Genomic DNA, 26480 nt, shown 5'->3' on the forward strand with positions numbered 1-26480 from the left:
GCTGTTTTGTATGATGTAGCTGTTATCGGTGCAGGTGTAAACGGTTGTGCTGTAAGTTACTATCTCAAACAAAACGGTAAACAGGTCGCACTTTTTGACAGAGAAGCGATCGGTGCAGGAGGAAGCGGTGCCGCAGGTGCGTTTATCTCTCCAAAATTCTCAAAATCGGGTGAGCTTAAAGAGCTTATGGAAAAAGCTTACCCCTTCGCTCTTGAATTCTACTCAAAAAACTTTCCCGCATGTATAAAAAATGCTCCGCTTCTGCACATTGCTAAAGACGAGGATGAAGCAAAAAAACTCATAGCTTTTAAAGAGAACACGACTCTGGATATCGGTACACCTCCGCTGCAGGTGATACAGATTCTTACAGCGTCTGCCCAAGAATGTGAAAATGTCTATGTACTTAAAGGCGGAGTCGTAGATGCGAAGGGTGTCTGTAACCAGATGACTGAGGGGATCGACTTTTTCAACTTTGAAGTCAGCTCTCTTACATGTAAAGACGGATACTATGAGATCGGAGATATAAAAGCCAAAGAGGTCATCCTGGCATACGGTGCGTATGAACCTCTTGTAGATGAACCCTACATAAACCTGCGCGGTATCTGGGGTCATCGTATCGATATAGGTACGTCAACACGCACAGAGGTCACGATGCACCATCATGTCTCGATCTCAAAGTGTGAGGAGGGTCTGATGGCCATCGGTGCTACGCATGACGTGCATTATCATCCGCAAAAGAACAAAGAACCCTACGACATAGAAAAAGGCCGTAAAGAGCTTCTGGAAAAAGCAAACCTTACCATAGAACTTAAAGATGTCGAGATCTTGGCAGATTATACGGGACTTCGCTGCGGTTCAAACGACTATATGCCGCTTGTGGGAAAGATAGTCGAGAGCAAGAACAGCGATAAAGAGATAAGCTACTATCCAAACCTTACGATGATAAATGGGGTAGGCGGTTACGGTTTTGTGATGGCACCCTACATTGCAAAAAAGCTATGTGAGCATATAGTAGAGGGAAAAGAGATCGATGAATCGATCGCACCGGTCAGGTTTTACAAAAGATATATGAAACGACAGCAGGGCAAGAAAAGATGATATATCTGATATTTATACTGATCACTCTATCGGTATTGGTACTGGCTTTGTACCAGCTGCAGTTTTTCTTGGTTTTTGACCCGAAAAAGCATAAAAGAGAGCATCTTGATGAGAGATATACCGCTTTAGAGATAACAGCAGATGACGGGACTTTGCTTGAGGGGATCGAGTACACACCAAAAGAGTTTAAACATACTCTTTTTTATATCGGTGCAAGATCGCAGGACAGCGTCGCGCTTATACATAAACTCTCCCATCATTTTGAAAAGTGCAGGATATTGACGTTTAACTACCGTGGATACGGCAACTCACAAGGTGTCCCCAGCGAGAAAAACCTCTATAATGATGCTTTACATGTAGCCAAAAAATTTCAAGAACACTACGGAGAGTTTAGTATTGCAGGTTTTTCTCTTGGAAGTTCGCTGGCTGCTTATGTCGCTTCAAAAATAAAAGTGAAACACCTGTTTTTACTGGGCGGATTTGACAGTGTGAGAGATCTTTTTATAAAAAGAGGTTTTCCCTCTTTTCTTATCAAATACAATTTTGACACGGTTTCGTATCTGAAAAATGTCGATGCAGACACATATCTGGTCTCGAGTTTAGATGATGATATCGTACCGATTGAAAATGCTCATAATTTAAAAACTAATATAAAAAATCTAGTAGAGTATAAAGAATTATCTCGTTACAATCATGATGAAATTTTATTTTCTCAAGAATCTGTAGATCTTGTCAAAAAGGTGTTATGTTGAAAAAAGATGCTGTCATATTACTGAATATGGGTGGACCCAATGACCTAAACGAGGTCGAACTGTTTTTAAAGAACATGTTTAACGATCCAAACATATTGACTATGAAAAGCGGCTTGCTTCGCAGATTTGTAGCGGGTATGATAGTCTTTTTTAGAACTGAGTCATCTCAGGAGATATACAGAACCATAGGCGGAAAATCTCCGATTGTCGATCTGACGAAAGAGATAACGGGTAAACTTCAAAAAAGCCTTGGAGACAGTGTAATAGTCGATTTTGCAATGCGTTACACACCGCCGTTTGCAGATGAAGTCATCGAGAGATTAAAAGCACACGAGGTCTCAAAAATATACTTGATCCCGATGTATCCGCAATACTCCACGACGACGACAAAATCATCTTTGGAAGATTTTTATGAGCGCTTCGGTAAAAGCGGTATGGATGCCGAGATAGTGGATGTGGATTCATACTATGAGAACGAAAGCTACAACAAAGCGGTCTTAGAACGTATAAAAGAAGAGATGGGTGATGAGAACTTTCAAGAATATGAGATCATCTTCTCTGCTCACGGACTTCCTCAGAAGATCGTAGATGCGGGTGACGTATATCAAGAACAGATCATTAAAAACGTGGATGTCTTAAAAGAGATGATGCAAAAAAACGGTATGGACTTTCAAGCTGTTCATCTTGCATATCAATCGAAAGTAGGGCCGATGAAATGGCTTGAACCCTCTCTTGGAGATGCACTTGAAGGCATGAAAGACAAAAAGGTTATCATCTATCCTATAGCATTTACCGTAGATAACTCAGAGACGGATTATGAACTGGCGATGGAGTACGAAGAAGTTGCGCAGGAGATAGGTGTCAAAGAGTATAAAGTCTGCAGATGCGTGAACGATCATCCGCTTTTTATTCAGGCTCTTACAGAGCTCTATGAAAAGATGAAGAGTGAATAGCATGAAGATCGTTATATTCGATATGGACGGTACACTTATCGATACGAAAAAGGATATAACGATCTCCATAAACTATGTGAGAAAAGAGCATTATGACCTGCCGCCTTTGACAGAGCAGTTTATCGTCGATGCCATCAATATGCCGGTGCGCAATCTTCCCGATCTTTTTTACAATACTTCGGTATATCAGGAAAAAGACAGAGACCTTTTTGAAGAACACTATTTTCAGCAGTGTATAAAATCACCCTATTTATATGAGGGTATCGCCGATACGTTAGAGCAGTTGAAGTCCTTACATGTAAGCTTGAATGTCGCTACGAATGCGCCTACATTGTTTGCAAAGAGGATGTTGAGGCATCTGAATGTGAGTGATATGTTCGATACTATTATAGGTGCCGACGAAGCGGGTGCTTCTAAGCCTGATCCTAAGATGCTTGAGATGATCCTTGCAAATTACGGATACGGTTATATGCCTCACAAGGCATGGATGGTCGGAGACAACTCAAAAGATATAGAAGCCGCAAAAAACATCTCTATAGGTTCTATTTTTGCCACGTGGGGATTCAGCAGTGAAGGCTATGCAGATTATGTGGTCTCCCATCCTTTGAATATTGTTGATATCGTGAAATGTCAAAAATTATTTTAATAAAAAATATAGCACATTAAACTTTTCTCTTTAAGTTCATTTTATATAGAATATTTGTTAATTAATATAACTTGTATTTTATGCACTAAAATAGTTGAATTGAAAATCAAATTAAGGAAATATAATGGCAGATGATGTGAAAATCGAAGAGTTAGAAAAAAAAGTTGAAGAGTTAAGAAGTCTAAAGGATAACTGTACTTTAACAAATGATATTAAAATTGCTTTAGGAAAATATATTCAACAGAATAAAGCTAATCAGGACATACTTATAGAAGAAATTGCAAAGATAGTAAAGCCTGCAAAATTTAACTTAGTACTCATAATATCCATTATATTGAACATATTATTATTGGTGTCTATAGGAAATCATTTTTATTTAAATTATTATGAAAAAAAAATTAAAGAAGAAGGACTTCAAACTATTCATAAGCAGCAAGAAGATAAGAATGCTGCAAAATGATTTATACATGTAGTCATCCAAATTGTCAATTTGAGCAATTAATAAGTAGTAAAAATAAAAAGATTTATTATTTTGAAGATAACAAAAATATTGATAGCTATTGTATATTTCATGCACCTCTTAGCATTAAAAAGAATTTTAGAGTTTTTCAAAAAGAGTTATATAATGAAATTCTTGAAGATTATATATTTGAGTCTATTTTAAAAGAAAAGGATATTGATTTTTCAAATGTTGTTTTTTTGGATTATGATTTTAAGGATAAAAATTTTATTGGTTTAAACATTGATTTGACAAATGCAATTTTTCAAAACAATGTTAGGTTTGACAATTTAAAATGTAAAAAATTGATACTTAAAGATACAAAGTTTTTAGATGGTGGTGGCATTAAAAATAGGCAAGAAGATAAAAACTTGCTTATTGAAGAATTACAATTCAGACCATATGCTTTGGAAAGTGACTTTGTTATAGATATAGGTTCTTATATTAATGACAAGGGTTTAGTAGAGCTTAATAAACAAGGTGTAATCAAAAAAATACGATTTGAAAATCATAAAGTTGGCGCAGGAAAGATATTTTTTATAGGTTTAAATGAATATATAGAAGAAGCAAACTTTAGAAATATGTTATTAGACAATGTTTTTTTTCAAAATTGTTATTTAAAGAATTGTTATTTTCTAAACTCCAAAATTAATCAAACTGAGTTTAGAAATTGTTATTTTCCACAAATAACAAATAGAATATTAAATAATGAAATTCAGGGTAAAGACCATTGGATGATATTATTAATGTTTCCTTTGATCTTGCTAGTAGGTTGGCCTTTATTTCTTTCTTTCAAATATAATGATTTTCTTTTTTATGTCTATTTGATTGTTTTTATACCATATATATTGATTTTTTTAGCATCACTAAATTTATGGGTAGAACTTAGCTCATATTTAATTAAAAAAATTAAGTTTAATAATCATATAAGGTCTGTTAAAAGATTAAATAATATTGAGTTTTTCAATACACACTATTGTATAGCAGATGAAAGGTATATATATGAGAAGTTAGATGAGTTTTTAAAAATTAAAGATAAAACAACTTTGGAAAAACAAAGAGAAATAATACAAATGTCTTTAGATAGTTTAAGTTCATCATATAGTCAATTAAAAGACAATTTTCAAGATAAAGATTTTCAAAGTGCGGGTGATTTCTTTTACTCTCAGAGGTACTCGGAAATGTTGTCTAGTCATAAAAAATCCCTTATAGATGTGACGATTTTTAATATACATCATTTTACTAATGGTTTTGGTGAAAGTTATATGAAACCCTTTCTTTGGTTTGTATTAACAATTATTTTTTTTGCATTACCTTTACAACCAAATCATGACTATGTTTCTACATCTGCTACACCATTGTTTTTAATTAAAGATATGAATATCTCGGATAATAATATTACTAGCAATTTATATATTAATTATCAAACAGATAATTTACTCAAAAATAGTTTCCAAAATTCTTTGCAAGTACATGGGCAACATAAAGAAAAAAATATCTTATACGGCTATGATAATAGGTATGATTTTAATATTACAAAGCAATATATTTTAAAATTAAATGAACAATATTTTGGATTGAGTTTGATTAAATCGTTTAGTAATATGATTTATCCATTTACACCTGAACAAAAAAAATGGTTCCAAAATATAAGTAAAGGAGCAGTTTTTTTAAGTTTATTAGAATCAATTTTACTCTGGTATTTTGCTATAGCTTTTATTTTAGCTTTGTGGCATAGGATAAAAAGATAAATCATATCTAACAAGGATGAATAGATATAGTAAAATAGGTTTTAATTATGATAAAATAGAGGAAAAAGAGAGGTTTTGCAATGCTTGAGCTCGACTTGATCATCTCATATACTTTGATGGTGCTTCTGTTCGTAAGACAGGTAAGTATTTTAAAACGACCAAACAAGATCAACTATGCACCGCTTATGCTCTCCATCGGTGCACTCTCTGCAACTATCCATCTTATACTTTATATTGACTCAAATACCGTTGTCTTAGTCCTAAAAGACTCTTTAGCCGTGATCGTCATAGCCCTTACTCTCTTTGTTATCATGAACATACTCCATCAGGCACAGAAAAATGCAGACGAGCAGCTGCAAAGAGAGTTCTCTTCATCTTTATCATCAAAGATATCCCAAATGGAGAGCTATATTGCTTTACTTGAAAGTAAGATAGCTTCTATGCATGACGACGAACAGCAGTCCCTTTTTGAGATAAGAGAGCAGATAAAAAAAGATATCTCGTCACTTAAAGTGATCCAGACAAATCAGGAAAGGTTTATAGGACAGTTCGAGACTATGATGCAGCAGCAGTCAAAAGTGATGCACAGCGTCGATAAGTTTACATCTGTCCAGCTTCCTGAACTGGACGATATCATGCATTCTCATATCGATATGCTGCGTGTGTCCGAACAAGACCACTACAATCGCATTAAAAAAGCATTTGACAGTGCAGATGCAGTCAGATGCGATATAAAAGACGAGATGGATGAAGTAAAAGAGGATATCAAGTCCATTAAAGATATATCTAACGAGATATCCTCTTCGATCGTTGAAAAGACTCTTTTAGAGCTCTCAGCCGTTACGTTAGAGTTTGAAAAACAGTTAAACCATTTGCGTGCTCAGACAGAAGGTGTCTCTACATCACTTTTTGAAGGTGAGAACATACTCGATTCTATGCGTAAACAGAGTGAAATGGTGATGAAACAGATAGTCCTTTCATCAAACAACATGAAGACCTTAGAGGAACATAGCCGAAGTCTTGGCAATATATACAACCCTATAAAAGAGCTGATCGGCGATATAGAAGCTATAAAGGTCGATTATAAAAATGCGTATAAAGACCTGAGTGATCTGGCAACCTCTCTTAGTAAGAGTGAAAAAGAGCAGATCGAAGTGATGAAAGACAGAGTAGACGAACTGAGTGCAAAACTTATAGAGAAGATAGATATCTCTTTGGAGAGACTTCAAAGCCATTACCATTTAGCTTCAAAAGAGGTCACTAGTACAGTTTCAGAACTTGCAAAGAAAGCAAAGTTCCAAAGCGGTTACGAGATAAAGTAAGAGTGAAGGGCAGTGCGAGATGATTAGCAAAAGCAAAAATCAGGAAGAGATGAATACAAAGATTTGTGAAAGTGGTCATAAATTGGGACTGTTTATCGAATTTGCACCTTTTTCAATGGCTATGTTAGACAAAGATATGAACTATCTCGCGGTAAGTAAAAACTGGATCAAAGAGTACCATCTTGAAGGAAAAGAACTTATAGGAAAGTCTCATTACGATCTTTTTTCAGATATGCCCGAAAGTTGGAAAGAAGCACACAGTCTTAGTCTGCAAGGGGAATATATACAAGAAGAGAACGGTTTCTTCCAAAATATCAGTGACGAGAGCAAATGGATAGTCTGGAAGATCCGTCCATGGTATACTAAAGATGACGTCATCGGTGGGATCATCATCCTTTCAGAGGATATGACAGAGCAAAAAAAGATAGAAGATAGATATCATACTTTATTCAATAAAACGGGAACATGTGCGGCAATAATAGAACCTGACGGTACTTTTTCCCTCGTTAATCAGACATTCGCAGACCTTGCAGAGAGTACTGTCGAAGATTTTACCGGAAGTTCATTTATTGACCTGGTTGATGATGTCGATAAAGAGAGGGTAGTCGGATATCACAAGAAAAGATTGAACTCCCAAGTAGTCCCCGAACATTATGAACTGAATTTTGTCACGACAAAGGGTAAGAAGGGGGTAGCTCTTGTTAATGCGGTTTTTTTACCGGAAACTATGCAGACACTGGTGTCGATCATCGATATCACGGACCGTAAACATATCGAGTCTGAGTTGATAGCGCGTGAAAAAGAGTTGACGGCTGTCATAGACAATATCCCGATGATGATCTTTCTTAAAGATGCAAAGGATCTGCGATATATTCGCTTTAACAATGCCGGTGAAAAGCTTACCGGGATAAGTAAAGATGCACTGTTTGGAAAAAGCGATTATGACTTTTTTCCAAAAGAGGAAGCTGATTTTTTTACTTCTCGCGACAGAGAGGTCTTGGATGAAAAGACAGTTTTGGATATTCCTGAAGAACCTATACATACACACGAGGGCGAACGTATACTGCATACTAAAAAAGTAGCTATTTTAGATGAGAACGGAGAGGCAAAATACCTTTTAGGTATCTCTGAAGATATCACCGAGCGAAAACAAAAAGAGAACCAGCTTCTTCAGTCGTACAAAGTCATTGAAAATTTGGCCGAAGGTATCATCATTACGGATGCAAAAGCCAACATCTTGTCCGTAAACCCTGCATTTAGCGAGATAACAGGTTACAGTAAAGAAGAAGCCATCGGTCAAAATACAAGGCTTCTAAAATCAGGCAGACATGAGTATGAGTTTTATACAAACATGTGGAAGACATTACTGCAAGGCGATAAATGGCAGGGTGAGATCTGGAACAAACGAAAAAACGGTCAACTGTTCCCTGAGTGGCTTTCGATAAGCAGCATTAAAAATGAGCGTAACAAGATAGTAAATTATATCTGTGTCTTCGCAGATATATCAAATATCAAAAAGACGGAGGATGAGCTTCGTTTCTTGGCACATTACGATACATTGACAGAACTGCCTAACCGTCTGCTCTTGACCGAACGTTTGGAACATTCACTCGAACGCGCTCATAGAAAGCGCGAAAATGTTGCAGTCTTATATCTGGATATCGACAGGTTTAAAGAGATAAACGACAGTCTTGGACATCCATACGGTGATCTGCTCCTGCAAAAAGTCGCTAAAAAGATAGAAGACCTGCTAAGAGAAGAAGATACCATCGCACGTGTGAGCGGTGATGAGTTCGTTATGATCATAGAAGATGTAAAATCACCAAATGACGCCGCAATAGTCGCGCAAAAGATCTTGGTCGAACTCAATGATCCTATGACGTTAAATGAGCATGAAGTGACCATAACGGTGAGTATGGGTGTGGCCGTCAGTCCGATGGATGGTACTGATGCTGTCACTCTGCTAAAAAATGCAGATACGGCACTCTACCGTGCAAAAGATCTCGGGAGAAACAGTTTTGAGTTCTTTTCTGCTGATATGGCGACTTCCAGTTTTGAACTTCTTTATCTGCACAGCGCTTTGCATAACGCTTTGAAAAACGATGAGTTTGTAGTCTATTATCAGCCTCAGTTTGAGATGCAAACGGGTGAGCTTCTAGGAGCAGAAGCACTTGTGAGATGGAACAGTCATGAGATGGGTTTAGTCCCGCCGGGCAGATTTATTCCTTTAGCTGAAGACACTGGGCTTATCGTTGCTTTAGGTGAGTGGATATTGCGACAGGCGTGTTTTCAGATGAAAAAATGGCTGGATGCGGGAATGCCGTTAAAATATATAGCAGTAAATGTTTCAGGACGTCAGCTATCCCGTGATAATATAGTTGAAACTCTTAGAAAAGCGCTAAGTGACGCCCAGCTTGATGCAAAATATATTGAGATAGAGATCACCGAGAGCGTCATCATGAAAGATGAACTTTATATCGATCTCTTGAACAGTCTTAAAGAGTTAGGCGTACGTCTTTCTATTGACGATTTTGGAACAGGATACTCCTCTTTGTCACGTCTAAAGCATATGCCGATAGATAAACTGAAGATCGACCAGTCTTTTGTCAGCGGAATACCGTTTGACAAAGATGATATGAATATAACACAAGCGATCATAGGTCTGGCGGACAGCTTGGAACTGGATGTTATTGCCGAGGGTGTCGAGACAAAAGAACAGGCAGAGTTCCTTATAAAAGAGGGTTGTGCAAAAGTTCAGGGATATCTTTACAGCTTACCGTTAACGGTAGTTGATTTAGAGGAGTGGATGAGTAAAAACACTCATAAAAAGATATTTTAGATCTGTAGCTATATAATCATATAGCTACGATGTAGTTTATTCCTTTTTTTCGCCTGAGCTTTCAAGATCACTGTAACGTCTAAATATCTCATGTGCGTGAGCAGTAGCTACTTCTAGGAATGCTTCTGCATCTATGCTGTTTGCTTTTTCGACCATGCTGAACCTGGTCTCATTATACATATAGTTTTTGACTGGTATCCTTGGACCTTTATAGTCAAGTCTCATAGGGTTTTTACCCTCGTCTTTAAGAGTAGGGTTATATCTAAAAGTAGGCCAGAGTCCGCAGTCTACTGCCAGTTTTTGCTGTTTCATCCCATCTTTGAGATCATATCCGTGAGCGATGCAGTGAGAGTACGCAATGATGATCGACGGTCCGTCATATTTCTCAGCTTCTGCAAAGGCTTTTACTGTCTGAGAATAACTTGCTCCCATAGCCACACGTGCGACATAGACATTCTCATAACTCATAGCCATCAAAGCCAGATCTTTTGCCAGAGCGGGTTTACCGCCTGCTGCAAACTTGGCGACTGCACCAGTAGGAGTCGCTTTTGACTGCTGTCCGCCCGTGTTTGAATACACTTGCGTATCAAGTACAAGGATATTTACGTTCTTTCCGCTTGCCAGTACATGGTCAAGTCCGCCGTAACCTATATCATAAGCCCAGCCGTCACCGCCTATGATCCATACGGATTTTTTCACGAGATAATCTGCCAGAGACAAGAGGCTTTTAGCATCTTCATTCTCTAGTTTATGGAGTTTCTCTTTTAGCTCTTTTACACGTTCTCTTTGTGCGAAGATCTCCTCTTCCTCTTCTTGAGGCGCGTTAAGGATAGCATCGCTAAACTCTTGTCCGAGTTTGTCTGAAAGTTTTTCGACCAGCTCTTTTGCCTGTACCGCATGTTTGTCTATGGTCAGTCTAAATCCGACCCCAAACTCTGCATTGTCCTCAAAAAGTGAGTTAGACCATGCCGGTCCAAGCCCGTTTTCGTTCTTTGCCCAAGGAGTGGTCGGAAGGTTTCCGCCGTAAATGGATGAACATCCCGTCGCATTGGCGACTATCATCCTATCGCCAAACAGCTGAGTCGCTAACTTGATGTATGGAGTCTCCCCACATCCCGGACATGCACCGGAGAACTCAAAAAGAGGCTGTAGAAACTGGCTGTCTTTTACTTTAGAGTGGTCGAGTTTCGCTCTGTCATACTCAGGAATAGTCAAAAAATAATCCCAGTTTTTTATGCCCTCTTCGAGCAGTTCTTCTATCGGAGTCATGTTGATAGCTTTGAGTTCAGGCTCCTGCTTGTTTATACCTATGCACACTTCAGTACACAAAGCACACCCAGTACAGTCTTCCACGGCTACTTGGATGGTAAACCTCTCGTTCTCACCGAAGTTCCTTCCTTTTGCCTCTATGCTTTTAAAAGATTCGGGTGCGTCTTTTAAAAAGCTTTCATCGACTATTTTTGAGCGTATGACAGCGTGAGGACAGACCAGGACACATTCGTTACACTGAACACAGGTGCTAGGGTCCCATAGGGGGACATCAAGAGCGATGTTTCTTTTCTCATACTGGGTAGTCGCACTCGGCCAGGTACCGTCTGCCGGCATCATACTCACAGGTATCTCATCACCTTTACCCTCTATGATATTTGCCGTAACGTCAGCTATAAATTTGCTGAACTTTCCTTTTATAGGAGGCTGCAGCGAGCGTGTACTGGTCGGTTCTTTTGGAAGTTCTACTTTATGAAGATGCGCAAGAGCACTATCGACGGCATCAAAGTTGAGTTTGACTATCTCGTCACTTTTCTTGCCGTAGCTCTTCTGTATATATTTTTTTATCTGTTTTATCGCTTCTTCACGCTCCAAGATGCCAGATATAGCAAAAAAACATGTCTGCATAACGGTGTTGATGCGTCTGCCCATACCGCTCTCTTTAGCGACTCTATAAGCATCGACTACATAAAACTCTATCTCTTTTTCTATCATCTCCTCTTGGATCGACTTTGGAAGATGCTTCCATACATCTTTTTCATCAAACGGAGAGTTCAGTAAAAAGATGGCTTTGTGCTTTGCATGCTGCAGGATGTCGAACTTCTCCATAAAGACGCTTTGGTGACACGCTACAAAGTCGGCTTTGTCTATAAGATAGGTCGAGTGTATAGGTGAGGGACCAAAACGCAGGTGTGACGTCGTCATAGAACCCGATTTTTTAGAGTCATAGACAAAATAGCCTTGAGCATAGTTTGGAGTCTGCGTTCCTATGATCTTGATCGAGTTTTTATTTGCTCCGACCGTACCGTCTGAGCCCAGACCGAAAAAGATCGCTTCAAAGGTGTCTTTTTTCGGCAGTGCGAAGTCATGGTCGTATGAAAGGGATGTATGTGTGATGTCATCGTTTATACCGATGGTGAAATGAATCTTTGGAGACTCTTTTTTGAGTTCGTCATAGATCGCTTTTATCATGGCAGGAGTAAACTCTTTGGATGAGAGTCCATATCTGCCGCCTATGATAAACGGAGTATCAAACTCAAGAGAGCCATCCTCTTTCGCTTCGCTAAAAGCGCTTACGACATCAAGATAAAGCGGTTCTCCGACTGAGCCTGCTTCTTTCGTTCTGTCTAAAACTGCGATAGATTTGACGGTTTTTGGCAGTGAAGAGATAAAATACTTGATGGAAAACGGGCGGTACAGTCTTACTTTGAGCACACCCACTTTTTCACCCTGAGTGTTTAGGTACTCTACCGTCTCATGAACAGCTTCGGCACCAGAACCCATGATAATGATGATACGCTGGGCATCACTCGCACCCACATAGTCAAAAAGATGGTAACTTCTCCCGGTCAGCGAGGCAAACTTATTCATACACTCCTGTACTATATCGGGAGTGTTTAGATAGTAGCTGTTGACGCTTTCTCTACCTTGAAAGTAGACATCCGGGTTTTGTGATGTTCCTCTTATGAAAGGGTTGTCCGGAGTAAGTGCCCGTCTTCTGTGTGCACTGACAAGTTCGTCGTCTATCATTGTCCTCATCGTCGTTTCATCAAGCAGATCGATCTTGTCTACCTCATGTGAAGTCCTGAAACCGTCAAAGAAGTGTAAAAAGGGGATGCGTGACTCCAATGTAGCAGCTTGGGAGATAAGTGTCATGTCATGCGCTTCCTGCACCGAGTTTGAACAGAGCATCGCAAATCCTGATTGACGGACACTCATTACGTCGCTATGGTCACCAAAGATAGAAAGTGCCTGAGCGGCGATAGAACGTGCCGCTATATGAAATACGGTAGGCGTGAGCTCGCCAGCGATCTTATACATGTTAGGAAGCATCAGCAGTAAGCCCTGTGAGGCAGTAAATGTCGTGGTCAGCGCTCCGCTTTGAAGTGCGCCGTGGATGGCACCGCTGGCTCCTCCTTCGCTTTGCATCTCCGTGACATCGGGTATGGTACCAAAGACATTTCTCTCCTGGTGTGTTGCATAGATATCACACAGTTCACCCATCACAGAAGCAGGCGTGATAGGGTATATGGCTATGATCTCATTTATCTTATAGGCAACACGTGCCACCGCTTCATTCGCATCTATCGTATCTGTTTGATGTTTCATTGTAAATCCCTTACATGTAAGCGTCTTAAATATATTCTATCTCAAAATTAGGAAATAGAGTATACGTTGTATGGATTTTTTTAAAATTTTTATTGTTCTATTTCATTTAAATCTATGATAGAATAGGTCATTTTGAGTTTAAAATGAGAGTTTCAGATTGCATATCAGACATAAATTTTTAAAAGACCGGCCTCTTACATGTAAGAGGATCCTTATCATCGGAACGTTCAATCCCGATGTGGAGTGCAACGATGCCGAGTTCTTCTACGGCAGGGTAAAAAACTTCTTTTGGGTGCTTTTGCCTGCAATGTTCGATGAAAAAAGTATAAAGGGCGATGTGGAGTCACAAAAAAAGTTTTTATCTGAACACGACATAGAACTCACAGACCTGATACTCTCCGCCGAAATGGATAAAAAAGATATCTGCAACTACGGTGACGATAAACTCCAAAACGTCATACAGTACAACACGGACAATATATTGCGATATTTAGAGCAGGGCAGAACAAAAGAAGTCTACTTCACCAGAAAGTCGTTTGATAAAAGCGTGGCATGTATAAAAAACGAGATAGGGAAGATAAAAGAGTACTGCGACAAGAATGGCATAAAGTTCAGATTTCTCCCGACTCCATCACGGTTTTATAATGAGAAGAAGTTGGAGGAGTGGAGAGAGTACTTTGATACAAAAGACAGATAAGGAGGTTAAAATATGCAACAGTTTTTAAAAGAGAGCGCATTAGTGGATTTTTCTCATCCTGATATCCAAGCTTTGGCACATACTTTGGCAGAGGGTCTGACTTCGGATGAAGAGATCGCTAAACGATGCTTCTTACATGTAAGAGATAAGATACGCCACAGCGGGGATGCTAAGGATGATATCACTACATATAAAGCAAGCGATGTCTTAAAGTACAAGACGGGATGGTGCTATGCAAAGAGCATCCTGCTTGCTGCACTTTTACGTGCGAACGGTATCCCTGCGGGATTTTGCTATCAAAGACTTTCATGTTCTGAGTACGAGCAAGATGTGTACTGCCTGCATGGACTGAATGCCGTGTATCTAAAAGAATACGGTTGGTACCGCATAGATGCCAGAGGCAATAAAGAAGGTGTGGACGCTCAGTTTATGCCTCCTTATGAAAAGCTGGCTTTTGAGCTGCAAGAGGGTGAGACAGATCTGCCAGATATCTACGACGAACCTTTGAATGTAGTCGTAGAGGCTCTTAAAAAGAACAAGACCTATGATGAGATGATCCACCACTTCCCTGATATTAAATGAGTTTGGTAATCCTTTATATTGTGATAAAATAGGTCTATCTTTTTTTGTGATTGAGGATGACGATGGCAGATAAATCTGATACATTGGGACTGCGTACGCAGGTTGAGCAGTACTCGATTCATGATGTCGAATATGTCGGTGACAACACGATCATCTACCGTGCCGAGGATATGCGAGTCGGTAGAGAAGTATGGCTACGTGAATATTTCCCAAGTACAATAGCCAAACGTCATCACAAAGAGGGCGGGCAAAGTACAGTTTATGTCCATCCGACACAGAGTGAAGTATTCGCCGCAGGAAAGACAGAGCTGCAAACCCTCTACAACACTCTCAAGGGAGTAAATAATCCTGCCATTCCTGCCTTCTACCAGACTTTTGAGGCCGGTGGGACGCTTTATGCTACAACACAATACTCCGGCGGAATGAAAACACTTCGTCAGTTATACGATGCTAAGAAAATATTTTCAGAACAGCAGATCAGTACATTTGCTCTCTCCCTTGTTCGGGCATTAGTCATTTTACAGCGTACCGGATTACAGGTACGGTCATTGAATCCGGACACACTGTTGCTAAATACCGCTACAAACGAATGCAGCACTGCTTATGCAGAGTTTGTTTCTTTTAATGAGCAAAGAGTACAACAATTGATGCATGAGTTAGCAATAGTGTTGTACGGTATGATAGACAGTGAAAATATCGAAGATGACAAACCTCTTAAACCCTTAGAGCCTAATAGTGTTTATTCTGGAGCATTGTGCGGGCTGATAAATCGTATGGTATTTGAGGAGTCATCACAACGTCCGAAAATCTTTGAAGAGTTACAAACCCTGCTGCAAAGTTACCAGCCAAGTGAAGCAGAATGTGAGCCGATTGTATGTAAAAAAACGGACAACCCGTTTTCATCGCTTGCCAGTATGGCAAGTATCGTGCTTATCCTTGTTTTCGCTTATTATATTTTCACTCAGCCTAAAACTTTAGATATCAAGAAAGTAACATGGTTCGATGCAGCGCGCTATCATCTGGTCGCTTATTTTGGTAATGCACAAGCGGAGTCCGGACTCGGGCAGATGTATGAAAAGGGATATGGTGTAGACCGAAATATTAAAGAAGCGCTGTTTTGGTATAAGAAAGCGGCAGAGCAGGGGAACCTTTATGCACAACTGAGTTTGGCGCAAATTTATCATAAGGGCATGGGTGTCAATAAAAATATTACAGAAGCAATACATTGGTATGAAAAAGCGGCTTCAAACGGAGATAAACAGGTAAAGTGGCAACTAGCAAAGATATATATGGATCAAAAGGCATATGATAAGGCACAAAGATACTATGAGGAACTGGCAAGAGACGGTGATGTACAGGCTCAGAAAAATCTGGCATATATGAAAGTAAGCGGTAAGAGGAAGAAAGACCCTGAAGGAGCATTTAACATCTTCTTGAAGCTGGCAAAAACAGGAGATCTCTACGCCCAGCAAAGCCTTGGTTATATGTTTATATCGGGTAAAGGGACATCAAAAGACTATGCACAGGCATTGTACTGGTTTAAACAAGCGGAAAAACAGGGTGATGGATATTCTTGCGGAGCTATTGGAGAGATGTATCTTTATGGTCTAGGTGTTTCTAAAAACAAGGAAGAAGCCCGTTATTGGTTTGAAAAAGGGCTTTCAAGAAACGATAAATACTCAAAACGGGCATTGATGAAAATGGGACAGGACGATACAGTTATTCAAAAAGTCCGTATAAAGAACAACACATAATATATAAAGCATTTTTACTAATGAGTAAAATATATTATAATTAAACTCTCTAGTATCTATAAAAGGAGAACGAATGCGCTATATACCAATGATCTCAGCCGTAGTGGCTGTAACAGTTTTATCCGGATGCAGCTGTCTGTATGCTCCCCCATCTTCCTTGATAGACAACACGCCTGTCGTTAAGATGGGAAGCACGGTGAACCCTCCTAAAGAGTTCATACTATACATCCCTGCAAACAGTAAGTTTCCTATGAAGTTCTTGGCAAAAGGCGATGTTTTTGACACGAATGAGACCTCGACGGTCATGGTGAGTTTTACTAAAGATATCTATCTTTACGACCACTGGGCAAGTCTTGACGGTAAAAAATGGATCGATTTTCACTCGATGTTTAAGGTGAAGCCCTCGGGTGGATTTGATTCGATGGGTGCAAAGATAGAGTTAAAAATGGATTATGCTAAATAAATACGAATTCTGTTTTATAGGTTCAAGCAGCTTTAACAGTCTTGTTGCGTCCTGTTTGTTTGGCTTTATAGAGTGCTTCGTCTACAATCTGCAGAAACTGCTGTAAATTCGCTGTTTGATGAGGCACACCAACTCCGACGCTGATAGTCATTCCGTATGCTTTTGTATGGTCTAGACTTTCGATTAAAAAACGCACTTTTTCGGCAAAATGAAAACCGTTTTCTAAGTCACTGTTTGGATATATGATCATAAACTCTTCACCGCCCCATCGACCGACCGTATCTGTTGAACGTGAAGAGTCTTTTAAAACCTTTGAGACATGCTTCAAAACTTCATCCCCTATAGGATGACCATATCGGTCATTGATGGTTTTAAAATTGTCTAGATCGATCATTAACAAGGCAAAAGATTTTCCGTATTCCTGATAGTTCTTATACTGGATATGAAGTTCTTGATCCAGTTGATAGCGGTTGTAAAGTTGTGTAAGAGGATCGGTAATAGAGCGTTTTGAGTAGTCGATATAAAGTTGGTGCACACGTTGATACTCCTTTTGCTTATGTTTGAGTATACTAATGTAAGTAAGTACGATAGAAAGAATGCCAAATGCAAATAAAAGAAATTCTAAAAGAGTCTTTAAAATATTTTGGTTTAAAAGTGCATCGACGTACGAAATATCTATATCTGCACCTACGACATAGAGATCTCCTTTTACTGTGCTCATCGGTAGAAAAACAGAACGATATGTTCCCCAACGATCGCTATAGACAGGTACGTATATTGGTTCATAAACTTCATTGCGTTTATTAAAATGATTTGTTTTGAGTTGAAAACTTTGTTTAAGTGCGTCGCTTGCATCAGGGTAAGCAGTAAAGTAGTGTACCTCTGTGCCTTCTTTGATCTCTTCTGGAAGTGCACTTGAACTGGTGAGTCTATAGGTTCCTTTGTTGTCTTGAATAACAGTATAGAGAAATTTAGTTCCTAGTCGATTATTGAGATTTGAAAGGTTTTTTATATTTTGATTATCTTCAGTTTTATTAATGTCACTAGTACTTAGGGCTCGGTCATGAAAATCGTCTGCAAGGACAAACGGTACAGCAACTGCCGCTGCAAAAAGTTGTTTGTCGATTTGTGAAATAAGACGATCTTTTTCATAAAAATAATTCCAAATAGAATATATAGCTAGTACGCTTAGTGTAAAAGCTACAGCAGCTATCATTTTTAGTGTTTCTAGTTTCATGTTGATTGAATCATACTAGTGTGAACCTTTAGCAAGAAATATTAAATAATGTAAAATATTATTGTACTTAAATTTATTTTTTAAAGAAAGACTAGGTGGTACATTTTTCAATATACTAAATGTATTTACAAAAAGTGTTACAAACTCTTCATTAAATCAAAGTTGGTACGTTTTTGGCTTTTTAATAAACAATAGTTCAAGCAGAGAGAAATGTGAGAACATCTTAGTACGAAATATCCTAAAATACGTATTAGTATATTTTAGTAAACTAAGTATATTTTTATAAAAGAAAGCGTAGAATGCAGCCATGATAGAACTTAATGACAAATCATATGACTCATCGGAAGAACTTTTCTTTGAGATATTTAATGACAGGTTGAAGCTTCAGATCATCTGGCTCCTTCAAAAAAATACGATGCGTTTTAAAGAGTTAAGCAGTGCACTAAGCCCCATCACAAACAAGACTCTTTCATCAAAACTAAAAGAGCTTGAAGCATTGCATCTTGTAACTCGTAAAAGTTACGGTGAAGTACCTCCGAGGGTAGACTATTCATTAAGCGTTCATGGTAAATATCTCAGACCTGTCATAGAAGAGATACTTTCATGGTCTAACAAATATGCTAAAGATTTTGCCTCTGTCGAGCAAGAAAACAAAAATAAGATTCCTATAAAAGTCACAGAGAAATCTTACGTACCTGTCAGAAACCATTTGGAAAAAAGTGAAAAACTTGACAGACCTGCTAAACGGTGGTCTATTTTTGGAAGATAATCCGAATTTAATAAATAAAAAGAGAAATAATGAAAAAAACAGTTTTAATTACAGGCGGAAATAAAGGCATAGGGCTTGAAACGACTAAAAAATTTTTACAAATAGGTTATGAAGTCATAGTCGTTGCACGTGACTTTACAGGTTTTGAGTTCAAAGAGGACAAAAACGTCCGTTGTATCGAGTTTGATCTGAGTGATGTAGCAAAGGTTCCTGAACTTGTTTCGATGATAGACAGCATCGATGTGCTCATAAATAATGCAGGTGTGATGTACTCATTACCGTATGATGATTATCCAAAAGAGAAAGTGGATTTTATGATAGGATTAAACATCGAAGTACCCGTTAAGCTCATTGAACTTCTTTCTAAAAAGATGCCTGATGGCGGTAGAATAGTCAATGATGCTTCCATAGCAGGGCAAATTGGTCATCCTGATGTTTGGTACGGCATAACAAAAGCAGGACTCATAAATGCGACAAAGAGCTTTGCAAAGATATTTGACGGTAGGATCATCATCAACGCCGTTGCACCGAGTCCAGTTGAGACAGATATGTTAAACGTGATCCCAGAGGCACGACGTGAAGCATTCTTAAAGACAGTAACGGCAAAACGTTTTGCTTATGCCGAAGAGGTGGCTAAAACAATGGTATGGCTTGCTACCGAAGCACCGGAGTACATCAACGGTACCTGCATAGACATCAACAGCGGGTCCTATCTGCGTTAGAGGGAGAGTTATGAATCCTATTAAAGTTGTACGAGAAAAGACAAAAAAACTCACAGATCTGCCCAATATCGGTAAATCTTTGGCAGATGACCTGCGCTCGATAGGTATAGATACACCCCAAATGCTAAAAGGTAAAGATCCTTACGAGCTTTATCAAAGACTCTGTGAAGTGACAAGCAGTAGACAAGACCCTTGTGTACTTGATGTCTTTATGTCCGTTACCGACTTTATGAATGGTAATGAACCGAAAGTGTGGTGGGATTATACCGATGAGCGTAAAAAGCGGTATGGCAACGGTAAAAAAATAGCAGAAATATAGCAATTGTTTCATTTGTGATATCATATCTTCAAGTAAAGGAGTAGAGATGCAAATGAATAACGCCTATCGTTTAGCAGTCATATCCGACGTACACATCGGAGATCCGAGATGTACGCTGTTTAGTATTATGGATGAAGATGAAAAAGTGACTCCCCATGCCCCTTATAAAAAAGGGGAAATCTATTTTAACAGTGAAACACAAAATTTTTACAAATACCCCCAAGACAGACTTATCATTGAACGTCATAGTAAAGACCCGTATTACAGAGTGAAGCTTGATATGTCAAAAGACTCTCAGTACACAAGATTGGTAGAGATCGCAAAAGAGGTAGATAATCTTATAATCCTCGGAGATCTTTTTGACATAGCGATGCAACGGAATGATATCGCTTATGAACTGGTCAAGGTGTTTCTTGATCAGCTCCGGAGTGATGCAGGAACAAAAGAGTTTATCTACATACCTGGCAATCATGACTACTCATTATGGCGTCATTTGCAATGGGAGAGTGATGTCACACAGCAAGTTAATGAACTAAATCCGGCGAAAATGGCTAGACATGTAGTCCCCGGTATTTTATCTTTTAAAGATAACAAAAAGCATTTACAGCTCTTTGAGTATGTCAATACGGAGATAACTAAAGATTATCCTGAGGATAACTCAGAGTATTTACTGATAGAAAAAAAGGATTATGAACATACACATATGGATAAGATATTCGGTACGGCTGTTACTTTGGTGTACCCGAACCTTTATATCATCGATGATCAAGATAGAGTCACGCTTCTTACACACGGTCAATATTTCGAAGATAACTGGTCTGAGATGAGTAATAGCATGAATAAGCACTGGGACAGATTTGTCGCTATATTGGCTAAACAGTTTAATCTGACTCCTGAAGAACTTGCTGATCATGAGATAGCCAAAAAGATCGAAGCCTTCAAAGAACAGTCCGATAACTTTAATCTGCCTCAGTTCATACAAGCAAATGCGCTGGTAGGAAATGCACAATCAAATGACGGTTATGAAACAGGTACTCCAGCCCAGCTTGATATCCTTTTACGGAACTATTATGAAGTACTCAATGATGGTAAACCACCGAAGGTAAAGCCTAGTACAGATTATATTACGGTAAGTAAGATCATCGAAAAGGCAGACGGTTCAAAACCTAGCAGTAGTTCGGATGTCGAATGGTATATCTACAGAACTATTCGCGAACTGATGAAACTAACTAAGGACAGACACTACAAGATAAGTAAGTTTATATATGGTCATACTCATGTTCCGGGAGTATCTAACTCTACTGTTTCATCACAGCTGTCGTCTTTAGGTCTTATTTCATCAGGTTCTTATGTGTCTGACTCCAAAGACACTTCTTCGAATCTCTTGTATGTCAATGCTCATCCTATAAAGCTTCAAGATCCTATGCCAAAACCGAATAAATATACGGTCATAAACACAGGCGGCTGGTTAAGAGATCATCCCCACCAAAAGAAAAAAGAAAAGTTTCACGGGTTTGGTAAACCTTGTGGGGCTGTTATCCCGATATTAGAAAATGGTGAAATTATAGAAATCAGAGTACTTAAGTAACTAAAATAACTTGTATAATTCCCGTTAAACTTAGGTGGTGACATTCAAATGGAAGATAGTAAAAACTCTACTCGTTATTTTATAGGCATGATCGTGGCTATGCTGCTTTGGGGTGTGGCTTGGACGGCAGGAAAAGCTGCTGCCGAGCATTCAAATGCCGAAGTCGCAGCCTTTTGGCGATATGCTATCTCTTTTATCAGCATCCTTCCCGTCATCTGGTACTTAAAAGTCCCTCTAAAAACCGATAGGATGGGATTTGTCTATATGCTTGGAGCAGGATTGCTTACATCACTTTTTAACTACCTTTTTTTCGCAGGACTCTCTCACGGTCAGGCAGGTTACGGCGGTACGATGGTAACGGCTCTTGCTCCCATATTTACATACCTGATGTCCATAGCCATCTTAGGTACGAAAGTATCGACACGCCAGGTCATAGCACTTTCTATCGGGGTCTTTGGCGCACTTATTTTACTTCGCGTACCGTTTGAGGGGTTCGCTTTTTTAAATGTGGAGAGCTCTTACTTTTTAGAGTGTGCCATCGTCTGGGCATTTGTGACCATCCTTTCACAAAAAGCGTCAAAAAGAGCGAACCCTATGTTTTATACACTTGTCGTCTTTGGAGTAGCAGGGGTGACAAACATGTTCTTTGCACTGCCGCATCATCCGTTTGATATTCAAGCTTATGACGGAGTTTTCTGGGCTACGATCATCTTTATAGGTGTGTTTCCGGGAACATTCAGCACGGCTCTCTTTTTCCTTTCAGCAGGTAAGATCGGAGCGCACAGGACGGGAGTCTTTATGTTCATCGTCCCGGTAGGTGCCATCGTATCGAGCTGGTTCGTGTATGGAGAGAGCATAGCGCTCTCGACAGTCATAGGATGTCTGCTTGCTTTTTTTGCCGTTATGCTGTTTAATATGAAAAGAACTTCCAAAGCGGTAGAACAAAAGGTTTAAAATGCAGCAGAATATTGACTGGAAAAACTGTTACGGAGCTATATGGCGGGCTAAAAAAGAGTATCTCAAACCTGTAAAAAACATAGATGAGATCACATTTGAAGATCTGATAGGCATAGAGAGACAAAAAAAAGAGCTCATAACGAACACCGAGCGTTTTTTGGATGATCTTCCTTCAAACAATGTCTTGCTATGGGGTGCAAGAGGTACGGGTAAATCCTCGCTTATCAAAGCGGTTTTAAACGCCTACAACGCAAGAGGTCTTCGCATCATCGAGATAGACAGAGACGACCTAGACGATCTCATAGAGATATCGGACATGATACGTAACCTGCCTTACAAGTTCATCATCTTTTGTGACGACTTGTCATTTGAAGAGGGAGAGAAGGGCTATAAAGGTCTTAAACGCATACTTGAAGGTTCTATAGAGACACCGCCTAGCAATGTCAAGATATATGCTACCTCAAACAGACGCCATCTTATCACCGAATATCAAAGAGAAAATGAGGGTACGGTGGTCGGAGAGAATGGCGAACTTCACTATTCAGACAGCGTAGAGGAGAAGATATCGCTCAGCGACAGATTCGGTCTGTGGCTCTCTTTCTATCACGGCACGCAAGCCGAGTATCTAGAAGTCGTAGACAGTTACTTTAAGGACTACAAAGGCGATAGAGAGTTCTTGCATGCAGAGGCTCTGCGTTTTGCGCAGGTGAGGGCAAGTAGAACCGGCAGAACGGCAAAGCAGTTTTATAACAGCTATTTTCAAAAGTAAAGGGCAAAGATGTTTATAGTATCACTCACATACACCGCTTCACTAGAGGAAGTGGACAAGTATTTAGCCTTACATGTAAGCTATCTTGAGGAGCAGTATGCATTAGGCAACTTCATCGCTTCAGGTCGTAAAGTTCCGCGTACAGGCGGTGTTATCCTTTCAAAAATGGATTCGCTTGAAAGTCTGCAGGCGGTTTTGGAAAAAGACCCTTTTAAGATCAACGATCTTGCCGCTTATGAGATCATCGAGTTTACACCTAGCATGACGGCTAAAGGGTTTGAAAACCTAAAAGAGGAGATATAATGAAAGATAAACTGCTTATAGTCATAAGTACCGACAATGCAGACAGCATCATGAAGTTTCCGCTGCTTTACGGCGGAGTGTCGCTTCCTAGAGATTACTGGAAGAGAGTGCATGTGATGTTTTGGGGCGCTTCCATCATGCAGGCGAGAGATAATAAGATCATTAGAGAAAAAGTGCTCTCGATGCAAAAAGACGGTGTGGAGTTTAGTTCATGCATCGTCTGTGCTCAGGAATACGAAGCCGTCGAGTCCTTAGAATACATCGGCATACCGTGTAACCATACGGGAGAACTTTTGACCGAGGCTCTTAAAAGCGAGGAGTGGTCTGTACTGACCATATAAGTACCCTATTTTTTTTAAAGGAAAAAGATGAAGTTAAAGATAGCAGAACTTAGTGATATAGATAAAGTCCTGGAACTTCATTTCAAGTACCAGATAGACTCCATCAAGGAGGAGGATAAAAAAGACGGTTTTGTCACGACTCCTTTTACAAAAGAACAGCTTTCTGAGCTCATAGAAAAAGAGCAGGGGCTTTTTATCGCACTCCAAGAGGGTGAAGTCGTAGCGTATGTTATGGCGGCATCGTGGCAGTTTTGGTCAAGATGGCCGATGTTCGCTTATATGATAGAAGGTCTGGGAGATCTTGAATATCTGGGAAAAAGACTGAGTACAGAGAACTCTTACCAGTACGGTCCTATCTGTATCGATAAAAGTGTGAGGGGAAGCGGAGTACTTGAAGCGATATTTGAGTTTGCAAGAGGCGAGATGGCAAAACGTTACCCGATACTTGTGACATTCATAAACAAGATAAATCCGCGCTCATACGAAGCTCATACAAGAAAGCTGGGTCTTGATGTCATAAAAGAGTTCTCATATAACGGTAACAACTACTATGAGCTGGTATATGATACTTCCAAGTCATTAAGATAAGGAAAACTCTGCTTGCGGTTCTGCAAGGAAGAATCCTTGTGTACGGTCGATCTTCAACTCTTTAGCTTTTATGTAGACCGCTTCAGTGTGAACATACTCTGCGATAGTAATAATATTTAATTTTTTTGCAAAGTTTACGATCGTTTCGACGACTATTTGAGCATTTGGATCGGTATCAAGATGCTTTATCAACGAGCCGTCTATCTTGATGTAGTCAATATCAAGTCGAAGAAGATGTTCAAAACTTGAATACCCTGAGCCAAAATCATCTATAGCGATTCTACAGCCGAGAGCCTTCATCTCACTGATAAAAGTTGATACCTCTTGATAATTATCTATACCTTCCGTTTCGAGGATCTCAAAGATTATCTTTTTGCTGACATTGTATTTTTCTATATTGTGTTTTATATATTCTATCGTAGCTTCATCCAAGATATCTTCTACCGATAGATTTACTGAAAAATCACAATCTATATCTTCAAAGTATTTACAACTTTTTTGAACCATTATTTTTGTCAATTTGCTATACAGCTTACTTTTTTTTGCAATAGTTAAAAACTCATAAGGGCTGATAACAGTATTACCATTATCGATGAGACGTATAAGGGATTCGACACTTACGATCTTGTTGGATACATTGTCATAGATAGGTTGAAAGTAGGGCGCGATCCTATCTTCTTCTATGGCTTTTGCCAACTTTTTCCCCCATTCGATATTGTTTTTATAGAGTTTTTCCACATTATGTTTTCCATCATAAAGTAAAAAGGATTTTTTCTGTTGTTTAGCTGATTTTAAAGCGATATCAGCTTTTTCCAAAGCTCCTTCTATCTGAAATGCTCCTCCGATAGTGATTCGGATAGATAGTTCATTGTTTTCATGATAAAAGACCATTTTTTCCACATTGTCGATTAGTTTTTGAGCGATCTGTATAAATTCGTTTAACAAAGGTTTTTTCGTAAACAGTAAAGCGAACTCGTCACCGGAAAGATGCATCAGGATCACATCATCCTCATTTGCAAACATATTCTCGAGTGTACGTGCGAAAGAGATTAAAACAGTATCTCCTGCAATATGACCGAAAAAGTCATTGATCTCTTTAAAGTCATCAATATTGATGACCAGAAGCGCACCATCAGTATAGTTGCTTATCTCATTGAGTAAACTTAGTCTATTTGGTAGTCCTGTCAGACTGTTTGTATAAAGCTGTTTTCGAAGTTCCACTGTTTTTTCATTTACTTTATCTTCAAGAAAATGGTTTGCATCTTCTTGCTCTTTTGAATATTCTAAGATCTTCTCTTGCATATGGCTAAGAGCGTTTGAGATAAGACCGATCTCATTATGTTCTTCTATTAAAGGAAGATGAACTTTTTTATTCGGTGAGAAATTTTTTAATGCCTTTGCTATCTGTCTCAGAGGAGAGAGAAGTCTCTTCACGTAGAGACTAAACAGTAAAAAGAACAAAACGAGTGCTATCAAGATTTCGATGAGTAAAGTGGTATATTTATCTATCAATACTTTATAGTTTTTAGTAGAGTAGACAAGAAGTAACGTCCCGATCTGCTTTTGTGAATTTGGTTGTAAAATGGCTTTTTCAACTTTAAAAGAGTCATTGACATTACTGCTGTAATCTTTAGATTTCATCTCTTTGATTATCTTGTCGTCTTTTATGACTTTAATGGCTAAAATATTGGGATTTTCGATGAGTTTTAACAGTGTATCGTCTATTTTACCGTTCATATCAAGGTAGATGTTGAGTGCGACCAGCGGTTCAATGGTCTTTAGGACAAGATCGGCTTTTTCCATCTCAATACTGTAAAAAGCCTGTTTATTGATCCTTTCAAAAACATTAAAGATCACTACGACAGAAAGCAGCGATACCAATGAAATCGAAAGTACGATTTTTGTAGAAAGTGACTTAAATTCTTGTTTCATTG

24 protein-coding genes are annotated in these 26480 nt (G+C 39.0%); 21 read left to right on the top strand and 3 right to left on the bottom strand.

Features of this window, described 5'->3' with window-relative positions; all coding sequences use genetic code 11:
* The first annotated feature begins 6 nt into the window (after window positions 1-6).
* The 8 genes from WCX87_RS05060 to WCX87_RS05095 all read left to right on the top strand — a co-directional run bounded on the left by WCX87_RS05060 (window position 7) and on the right by WCX87_RS05095 (window position 9860).
* Entirely contained in the window at window positions 7-1098 is a 1092-nt protein-coding gene (locus WCX87_RS05060; protein WP_345980958.1) for an FAD-binding oxidoreductase, read from the top strand.
* A complete protein-coding gene (locus WCX87_RS05065; RefSeq protein ID WP_345980959.1) occupies window positions 1095-1850 on the top strand; it encodes an alpha/beta fold hydrolase in 756 nt (251 codons plus the stop codon). The genes WCX87_RS05060 and WCX87_RS05065 overlap by 4 nt, the downstream gene beginning before the upstream one ends.
* On the top strand, window positions 1844-2803 hold the full coding sequence (gene hemH, locus WCX87_RS05070) for a ferrochelatase (protein WP_345980960.1): 960 nt from the start codon (window positions 1844-1846) through the stop codon (window positions 2801-2803). The genes WCX87_RS05065 and hemH overlap by 7 nt, the downstream gene beginning before the upstream one ends.
* A gap of 1 nt (window position 2804) precedes the next feature.
* Window positions 2805-3449 carry an HAD family hydrolase gene (locus WCX87_RS05075; RefSeq protein ID WP_345980961.1) on the top strand — a complete coding sequence of 215 codons (645 nt, stop codon included), beginning with the start codon at window positions 2805-2807 and terminating at the stop codon, window positions 3447-3449.
* Window positions 3450-3573: 124 nt separating this feature from the next.
* Window positions 3574-3909 carry a hypothetical protein gene (locus WCX87_RS05080; RefSeq protein WP_345980962.1) on the top strand — a complete coding sequence of 112 codons (336 nt, stop codon included), beginning with the start codon at window positions 3574-3576 and terminating at the stop codon, window positions 3907-3909.
* Entirely contained in the window at window positions 3906-5699 is a 1794-nt protein-coding gene (locus WCX87_RS05085) for a hypothetical protein (RefSeq protein WP_345980963.1), read from the top strand. Before WCX87_RS05080 ends, WCX87_RS05085 begins: the two co-directional genes overlap by 4 nt.
* 80 nt (window positions 5700-5779) lie before the next feature.
* The gene (locus tag WCX87_RS05090) at window positions 5780-7021 is read left to right on the top strand and encodes a hypothetical protein (RefSeq protein WP_345980964.1); all 1242 of its coding nucleotides are present in this window, start codon (window positions 5780-5782) and stop codon (window positions 7019-7021) included.
* A gap of 49 nt (window positions 7022-7070) precedes the next feature.
* Window positions 7071-9860, top strand: coding sequence for an EAL domain-containing protein (locus WCX87_RS05095; protein ID WP_345980965.1), 2790 nt, complete (start codon window positions 7071-7073; stop codon window positions 9858-9860).
* Window positions 9861-9896: 36 nt separating this feature from the next.
* On the opposite strand, the gene nifJ is transcribed toward WCX87_RS05095, so the two are convergent.
* Window positions 9897-13457: a pyruvate:ferredoxin (flavodoxin) oxidoreductase gene (gene nifJ / locus WCX87_RS05100; RefSeq protein ID WP_345980966.1), complete on the bottom strand. Its 3561-nt coding sequence runs from the start codon at window positions 13455-13457 to the stop codon at window positions 9897-9899.
* A gap of 157 nt (window positions 13458-13614) precedes the next feature.
* Between nifJ and WCX87_RS05105 the strand changes: the two genes are divergently transcribed.
* From WCX87_RS05105 to WCX87_RS05120, 4 genes are all read left to right on the top strand, one after another.
* Window positions 13615-14154 carry a hypothetical protein gene (locus tag WCX87_RS05105; RefSeq protein ID WP_345980967.1) on the top strand — a complete coding sequence of 180 codons (540 nt, stop codon included), beginning with the start codon at window positions 13615-13617 and terminating at the stop codon, window positions 14152-14154.
* A 12-nt stretch (window positions 14155-14166) separates the two neighbouring features.
* Window positions 14167-14736, top strand: coding sequence for a transglutaminase family protein (locus tag WCX87_RS05110; RefSeq protein WP_345980968.1), 570 nt, complete (start codon window positions 14167-14169; stop codon window positions 14734-14736).
* A gap of 62 nt (window positions 14737-14798) precedes the next feature.
* Window positions 14799-16490: a Sel1-like repeat-containing protein kinase family protein gene (locus WCX87_RS05115; protein ID WP_345980969.1), complete on the top strand. Its 1692-nt coding sequence runs from the start codon at window positions 14799-14801 to the stop codon at window positions 16488-16490.
* A gap of 73 nt (window positions 16491-16563) precedes the next feature.
* Window positions 16564-16953, top strand: coding sequence for a hypothetical protein (locus WCX87_RS05120; RefSeq protein WP_345980970.1), 390 nt, complete (start codon window positions 16564-16566; stop codon window positions 16951-16953).
* A gap of 22 nt (window positions 16954-16975) precedes the next feature.
* Here WCX87_RS05120 and WCX87_RS05125 read toward each other — a convergent pair whose 3' ends face one another.
* Window positions 16976-18190 carry a GGDEF domain-containing protein gene (locus WCX87_RS05125; RefSeq protein WP_345980971.1) on the bottom strand — a complete coding sequence of 405 codons (1215 nt, stop codon included), beginning with the start codon at window positions 18188-18190 and terminating at the stop codon, window positions 16976-16978.
* 307 nt (window positions 18191-18497) lie between these two features.
* Here WCX87_RS05125 and WCX87_RS05130 point away from each other — a divergent pair, with 307 nt between their 5' ends.
* The 9 genes from WCX87_RS05130 to WCX87_RS05170 are packed head-to-tail and all read left to right on the top strand — an operon-like array spanning window position 18498 to window position 24546.
* Window positions 18498-18959, top strand: coding sequence for a helix-turn-helix domain-containing protein (locus WCX87_RS05130; protein WP_345980972.1), 462 nt, complete (start codon window positions 18498-18500; stop codon window positions 18957-18959).
* A gap of 29 nt (window positions 18960-18988) precedes the next feature.
* The gene (locus WCX87_RS05135; RefSeq protein ID WP_345980973.1) at window positions 18989-19681 is read left to right on the top strand and encodes an SDR family oxidoreductase; all 693 of its coding nucleotides are present in this window, start codon (window positions 18989-18991) and stop codon (window positions 19679-19681) included.
* 10 nt (window positions 19682-19691) lie between these two features.
* Window positions 19692-20000, top strand: a complete 309-nt coding sequence (locus tag WCX87_RS05140) for a helix-hairpin-helix domain-containing protein (protein ID WP_345980974.1) — start codon at window positions 19692-19694, stop codon at window positions 19998-20000.
* Between the two features lie 46 nt (window positions 20001-20046).
* Complete coding sequence (locus WCX87_RS05145) at window positions 20047-21588, top strand: metallophosphoesterase (RefSeq protein ID WP_345980975.1); 1542 nt, start codon at window positions 20047-20049, stop codon at window positions 21586-21588.
* 48 nt (window positions 21589-21636) lie between these two features.
* Window positions 21637-22542, top strand: a complete 906-nt coding sequence (locus tag WCX87_RS05150; RefSeq protein ID WP_345980976.1) for a DMT family transporter — start codon at window positions 21637-21639, stop codon at window positions 22540-22542.
* Between the two features lies 1 nt (window position 22543).
* A complete protein-coding gene (locus WCX87_RS05155) occupies window positions 22544-23314 on the top strand; it encodes an ATP-binding protein (protein ID WP_345980977.1) in 771 nt (256 codons plus the stop codon).
* Between the two features lie 9 nt (window positions 23315-23323).
* The gene (locus tag WCX87_RS05160) at window positions 23324-23617 is read left to right on the top strand and encodes a YciI family protein (protein ID WP_345980978.1); all 294 of its coding nucleotides are present in this window, start codon (window positions 23324-23326) and stop codon (window positions 23615-23617) included.
* A complete protein-coding gene (locus WCX87_RS05165) occupies window positions 23617-23958 on the top strand; it encodes a DsrE family protein (RefSeq protein ID WP_345980979.1) in 342 nt (113 codons plus the stop codon). Before WCX87_RS05160 ends, WCX87_RS05165 begins: the two co-directional genes overlap by 1 nt.
* A gap of 27 nt (window positions 23959-23985) precedes the next feature.
* Window positions 23986-24546: a GNAT family acetyltransferase gene (locus tag WCX87_RS05170; RefSeq protein WP_345980980.1), complete on the top strand. Its 561-nt coding sequence runs from the start codon at window positions 23986-23988 to the stop codon at window positions 24544-24546.
* Here the strand turns inward: WCX87_RS05170 and WCX87_RS05175 are convergent.
* Window positions 24538-26478, bottom strand: coding sequence for an EAL domain-containing protein (locus WCX87_RS05175; RefSeq protein ID WP_345980981.1), 1941 nt, complete (start codon window positions 26476-26478; stop codon window positions 24538-24540). The genes WCX87_RS05170 and WCX87_RS05175 overlap by 9 nt on opposite strands.
* Window positions 26479-26480: the final 2 nt, after the last annotated feature.

Source organism: Sulfurimonas sp. HSL3-2 (genome assembly GCF_039645965.1).
Lineage (GTDB): Bacteria > Campylobacterota > Campylobacteria > Campylobacterales > Sulfurimonadaceae > Hydrocurvibacter > Hydrocurvibacter mobilis.

Coding starts and splice junctions, on each gene's coding strand:
- WCX87_RS05160 (WP_345980978.1), top strand. CDS start 23,324: ATGTTTATAGTATCACTCACATACACCGCTTCACTAGAGGAAGTGGAC.
- nifJ (WP_345980966.1), bottom strand. CDS start 13,457: ATGAAACATCAAACAGATACGATAGATGCGAATGAAGCGGTGGCACGT.
- WCX87_RS05125 (WP_345980971.1), bottom strand. CDS start 18,190: ATGAAACTAGAAACACTAAAAATGATAGCTGCTGTAGCTTTTACACTA.
- hemH (WP_345980960.1), top strand. CDS start 1,844: ATGTTGAAAAAAGATGCTGTCATATTACTGAATATGGGTGGACCCAAT.
- WCX87_RS05080 (WP_345980962.1), top strand. CDS start 3,574: ATGGCAGATGATGTGAAAATCGAAGAGTTAGAAAAAAAAGTTGAAGAG.
- WCX87_RS05150 (WP_345980976.1), top strand. CDS start 21,637: ATGGAAGATAGTAAAAACTCTACTCGTTATTTTATAGGCATGATCGTG.
- WCX87_RS05110 (WP_345980968.1), top strand. CDS start 14,167: ATGCAACAGTTTTTAAAAGAGAGCGCATTAGTGGATTTTTCTCATCCT.
- WCX87_RS05085 (WP_345980963.1), top strand. CDS start 3,906: ATGATTTATACATGTAGTCATCCAAATTGTCAATTTGAGCAATTAATA.
- WCX87_RS05075 (WP_345980961.1), top strand. CDS start 2,805: ATGAAGATCGTTATATTCGATATGGACGGTACACTTATCGATACGAAA.
- WCX87_RS05135 (WP_345980973.1), top strand. CDS start 18,989: ATGAAAAAAACAGTTTTAATTACAGGCGGAAATAAAGGCATAGGGCTT.
- WCX87_RS05140 (WP_345980974.1), top strand. CDS start 19,692: ATGAATCCTATTAAAGTTGTACGAGAAAAGACAAAAAAACTCACAGAT.
- WCX87_RS05090 (WP_345980964.1), top strand. CDS start 5,780: ATGCTTGAGCTCGACTTGATCATCTCATATACTTTGATGGTGCTTCTG.
- WCX87_RS05175 (WP_345980981.1), bottom strand. CDS start 26,478: ATGAAACAAGAATTTAAGTCACTTTCTACAAAAATCGTACTTTCGATT.
- WCX87_RS05170 (WP_345980980.1), top strand. CDS start 23,986: ATGAAGTTAAAGATAGCAGAACTTAGTGATATAGATAAAGTCCTGGAA.
- WCX87_RS05130 (WP_345980972.1), top strand. CDS start 18,498: ATGATAGAACTTAATGACAAATCATATGACTCATCGGAAGAACTTTTC.
- WCX87_RS05165 (WP_345980979.1), top strand. CDS start 23,617: ATGAAAGATAAACTGCTTATAGTCATAAGTACCGACAATGCAGACAGC.
- WCX87_RS05065 (WP_345980959.1), top strand. CDS start 1,095: ATGATATATCTGATATTTATACTGATCACTCTATCGGTATTGGTACTG.
- WCX87_RS05155 (WP_345980977.1), top strand. CDS start 22,544: ATGCAGCAGAATATTGACTGGAAAAACTGTTACGGAGCTATATGGCGG.
- WCX87_RS05120 (WP_345980970.1), top strand. CDS start 16,564: ATGCGCTATATACCAATGATCTCAGCCGTAGTGGCTGTAACAGTTTTA.
- WCX87_RS05115 (WP_345980969.1), top strand. CDS start 14,799: ATGGCAGATAAATCTGATACATTGGGACTGCGTACGCAGGTTGAGCAG.
- WCX87_RS05095 (WP_345980965.1), top strand. CDS start 7,071: ATGAATACAAAGATTTGTGAAAGTGGTCATAAATTGGGACTGTTTATC.
- WCX87_RS05145 (WP_345980975.1), top strand. CDS start 20,047: ATGCAAATGAATAACGCCTATCGTTTAGCAGTCATATCCGACGTACAC.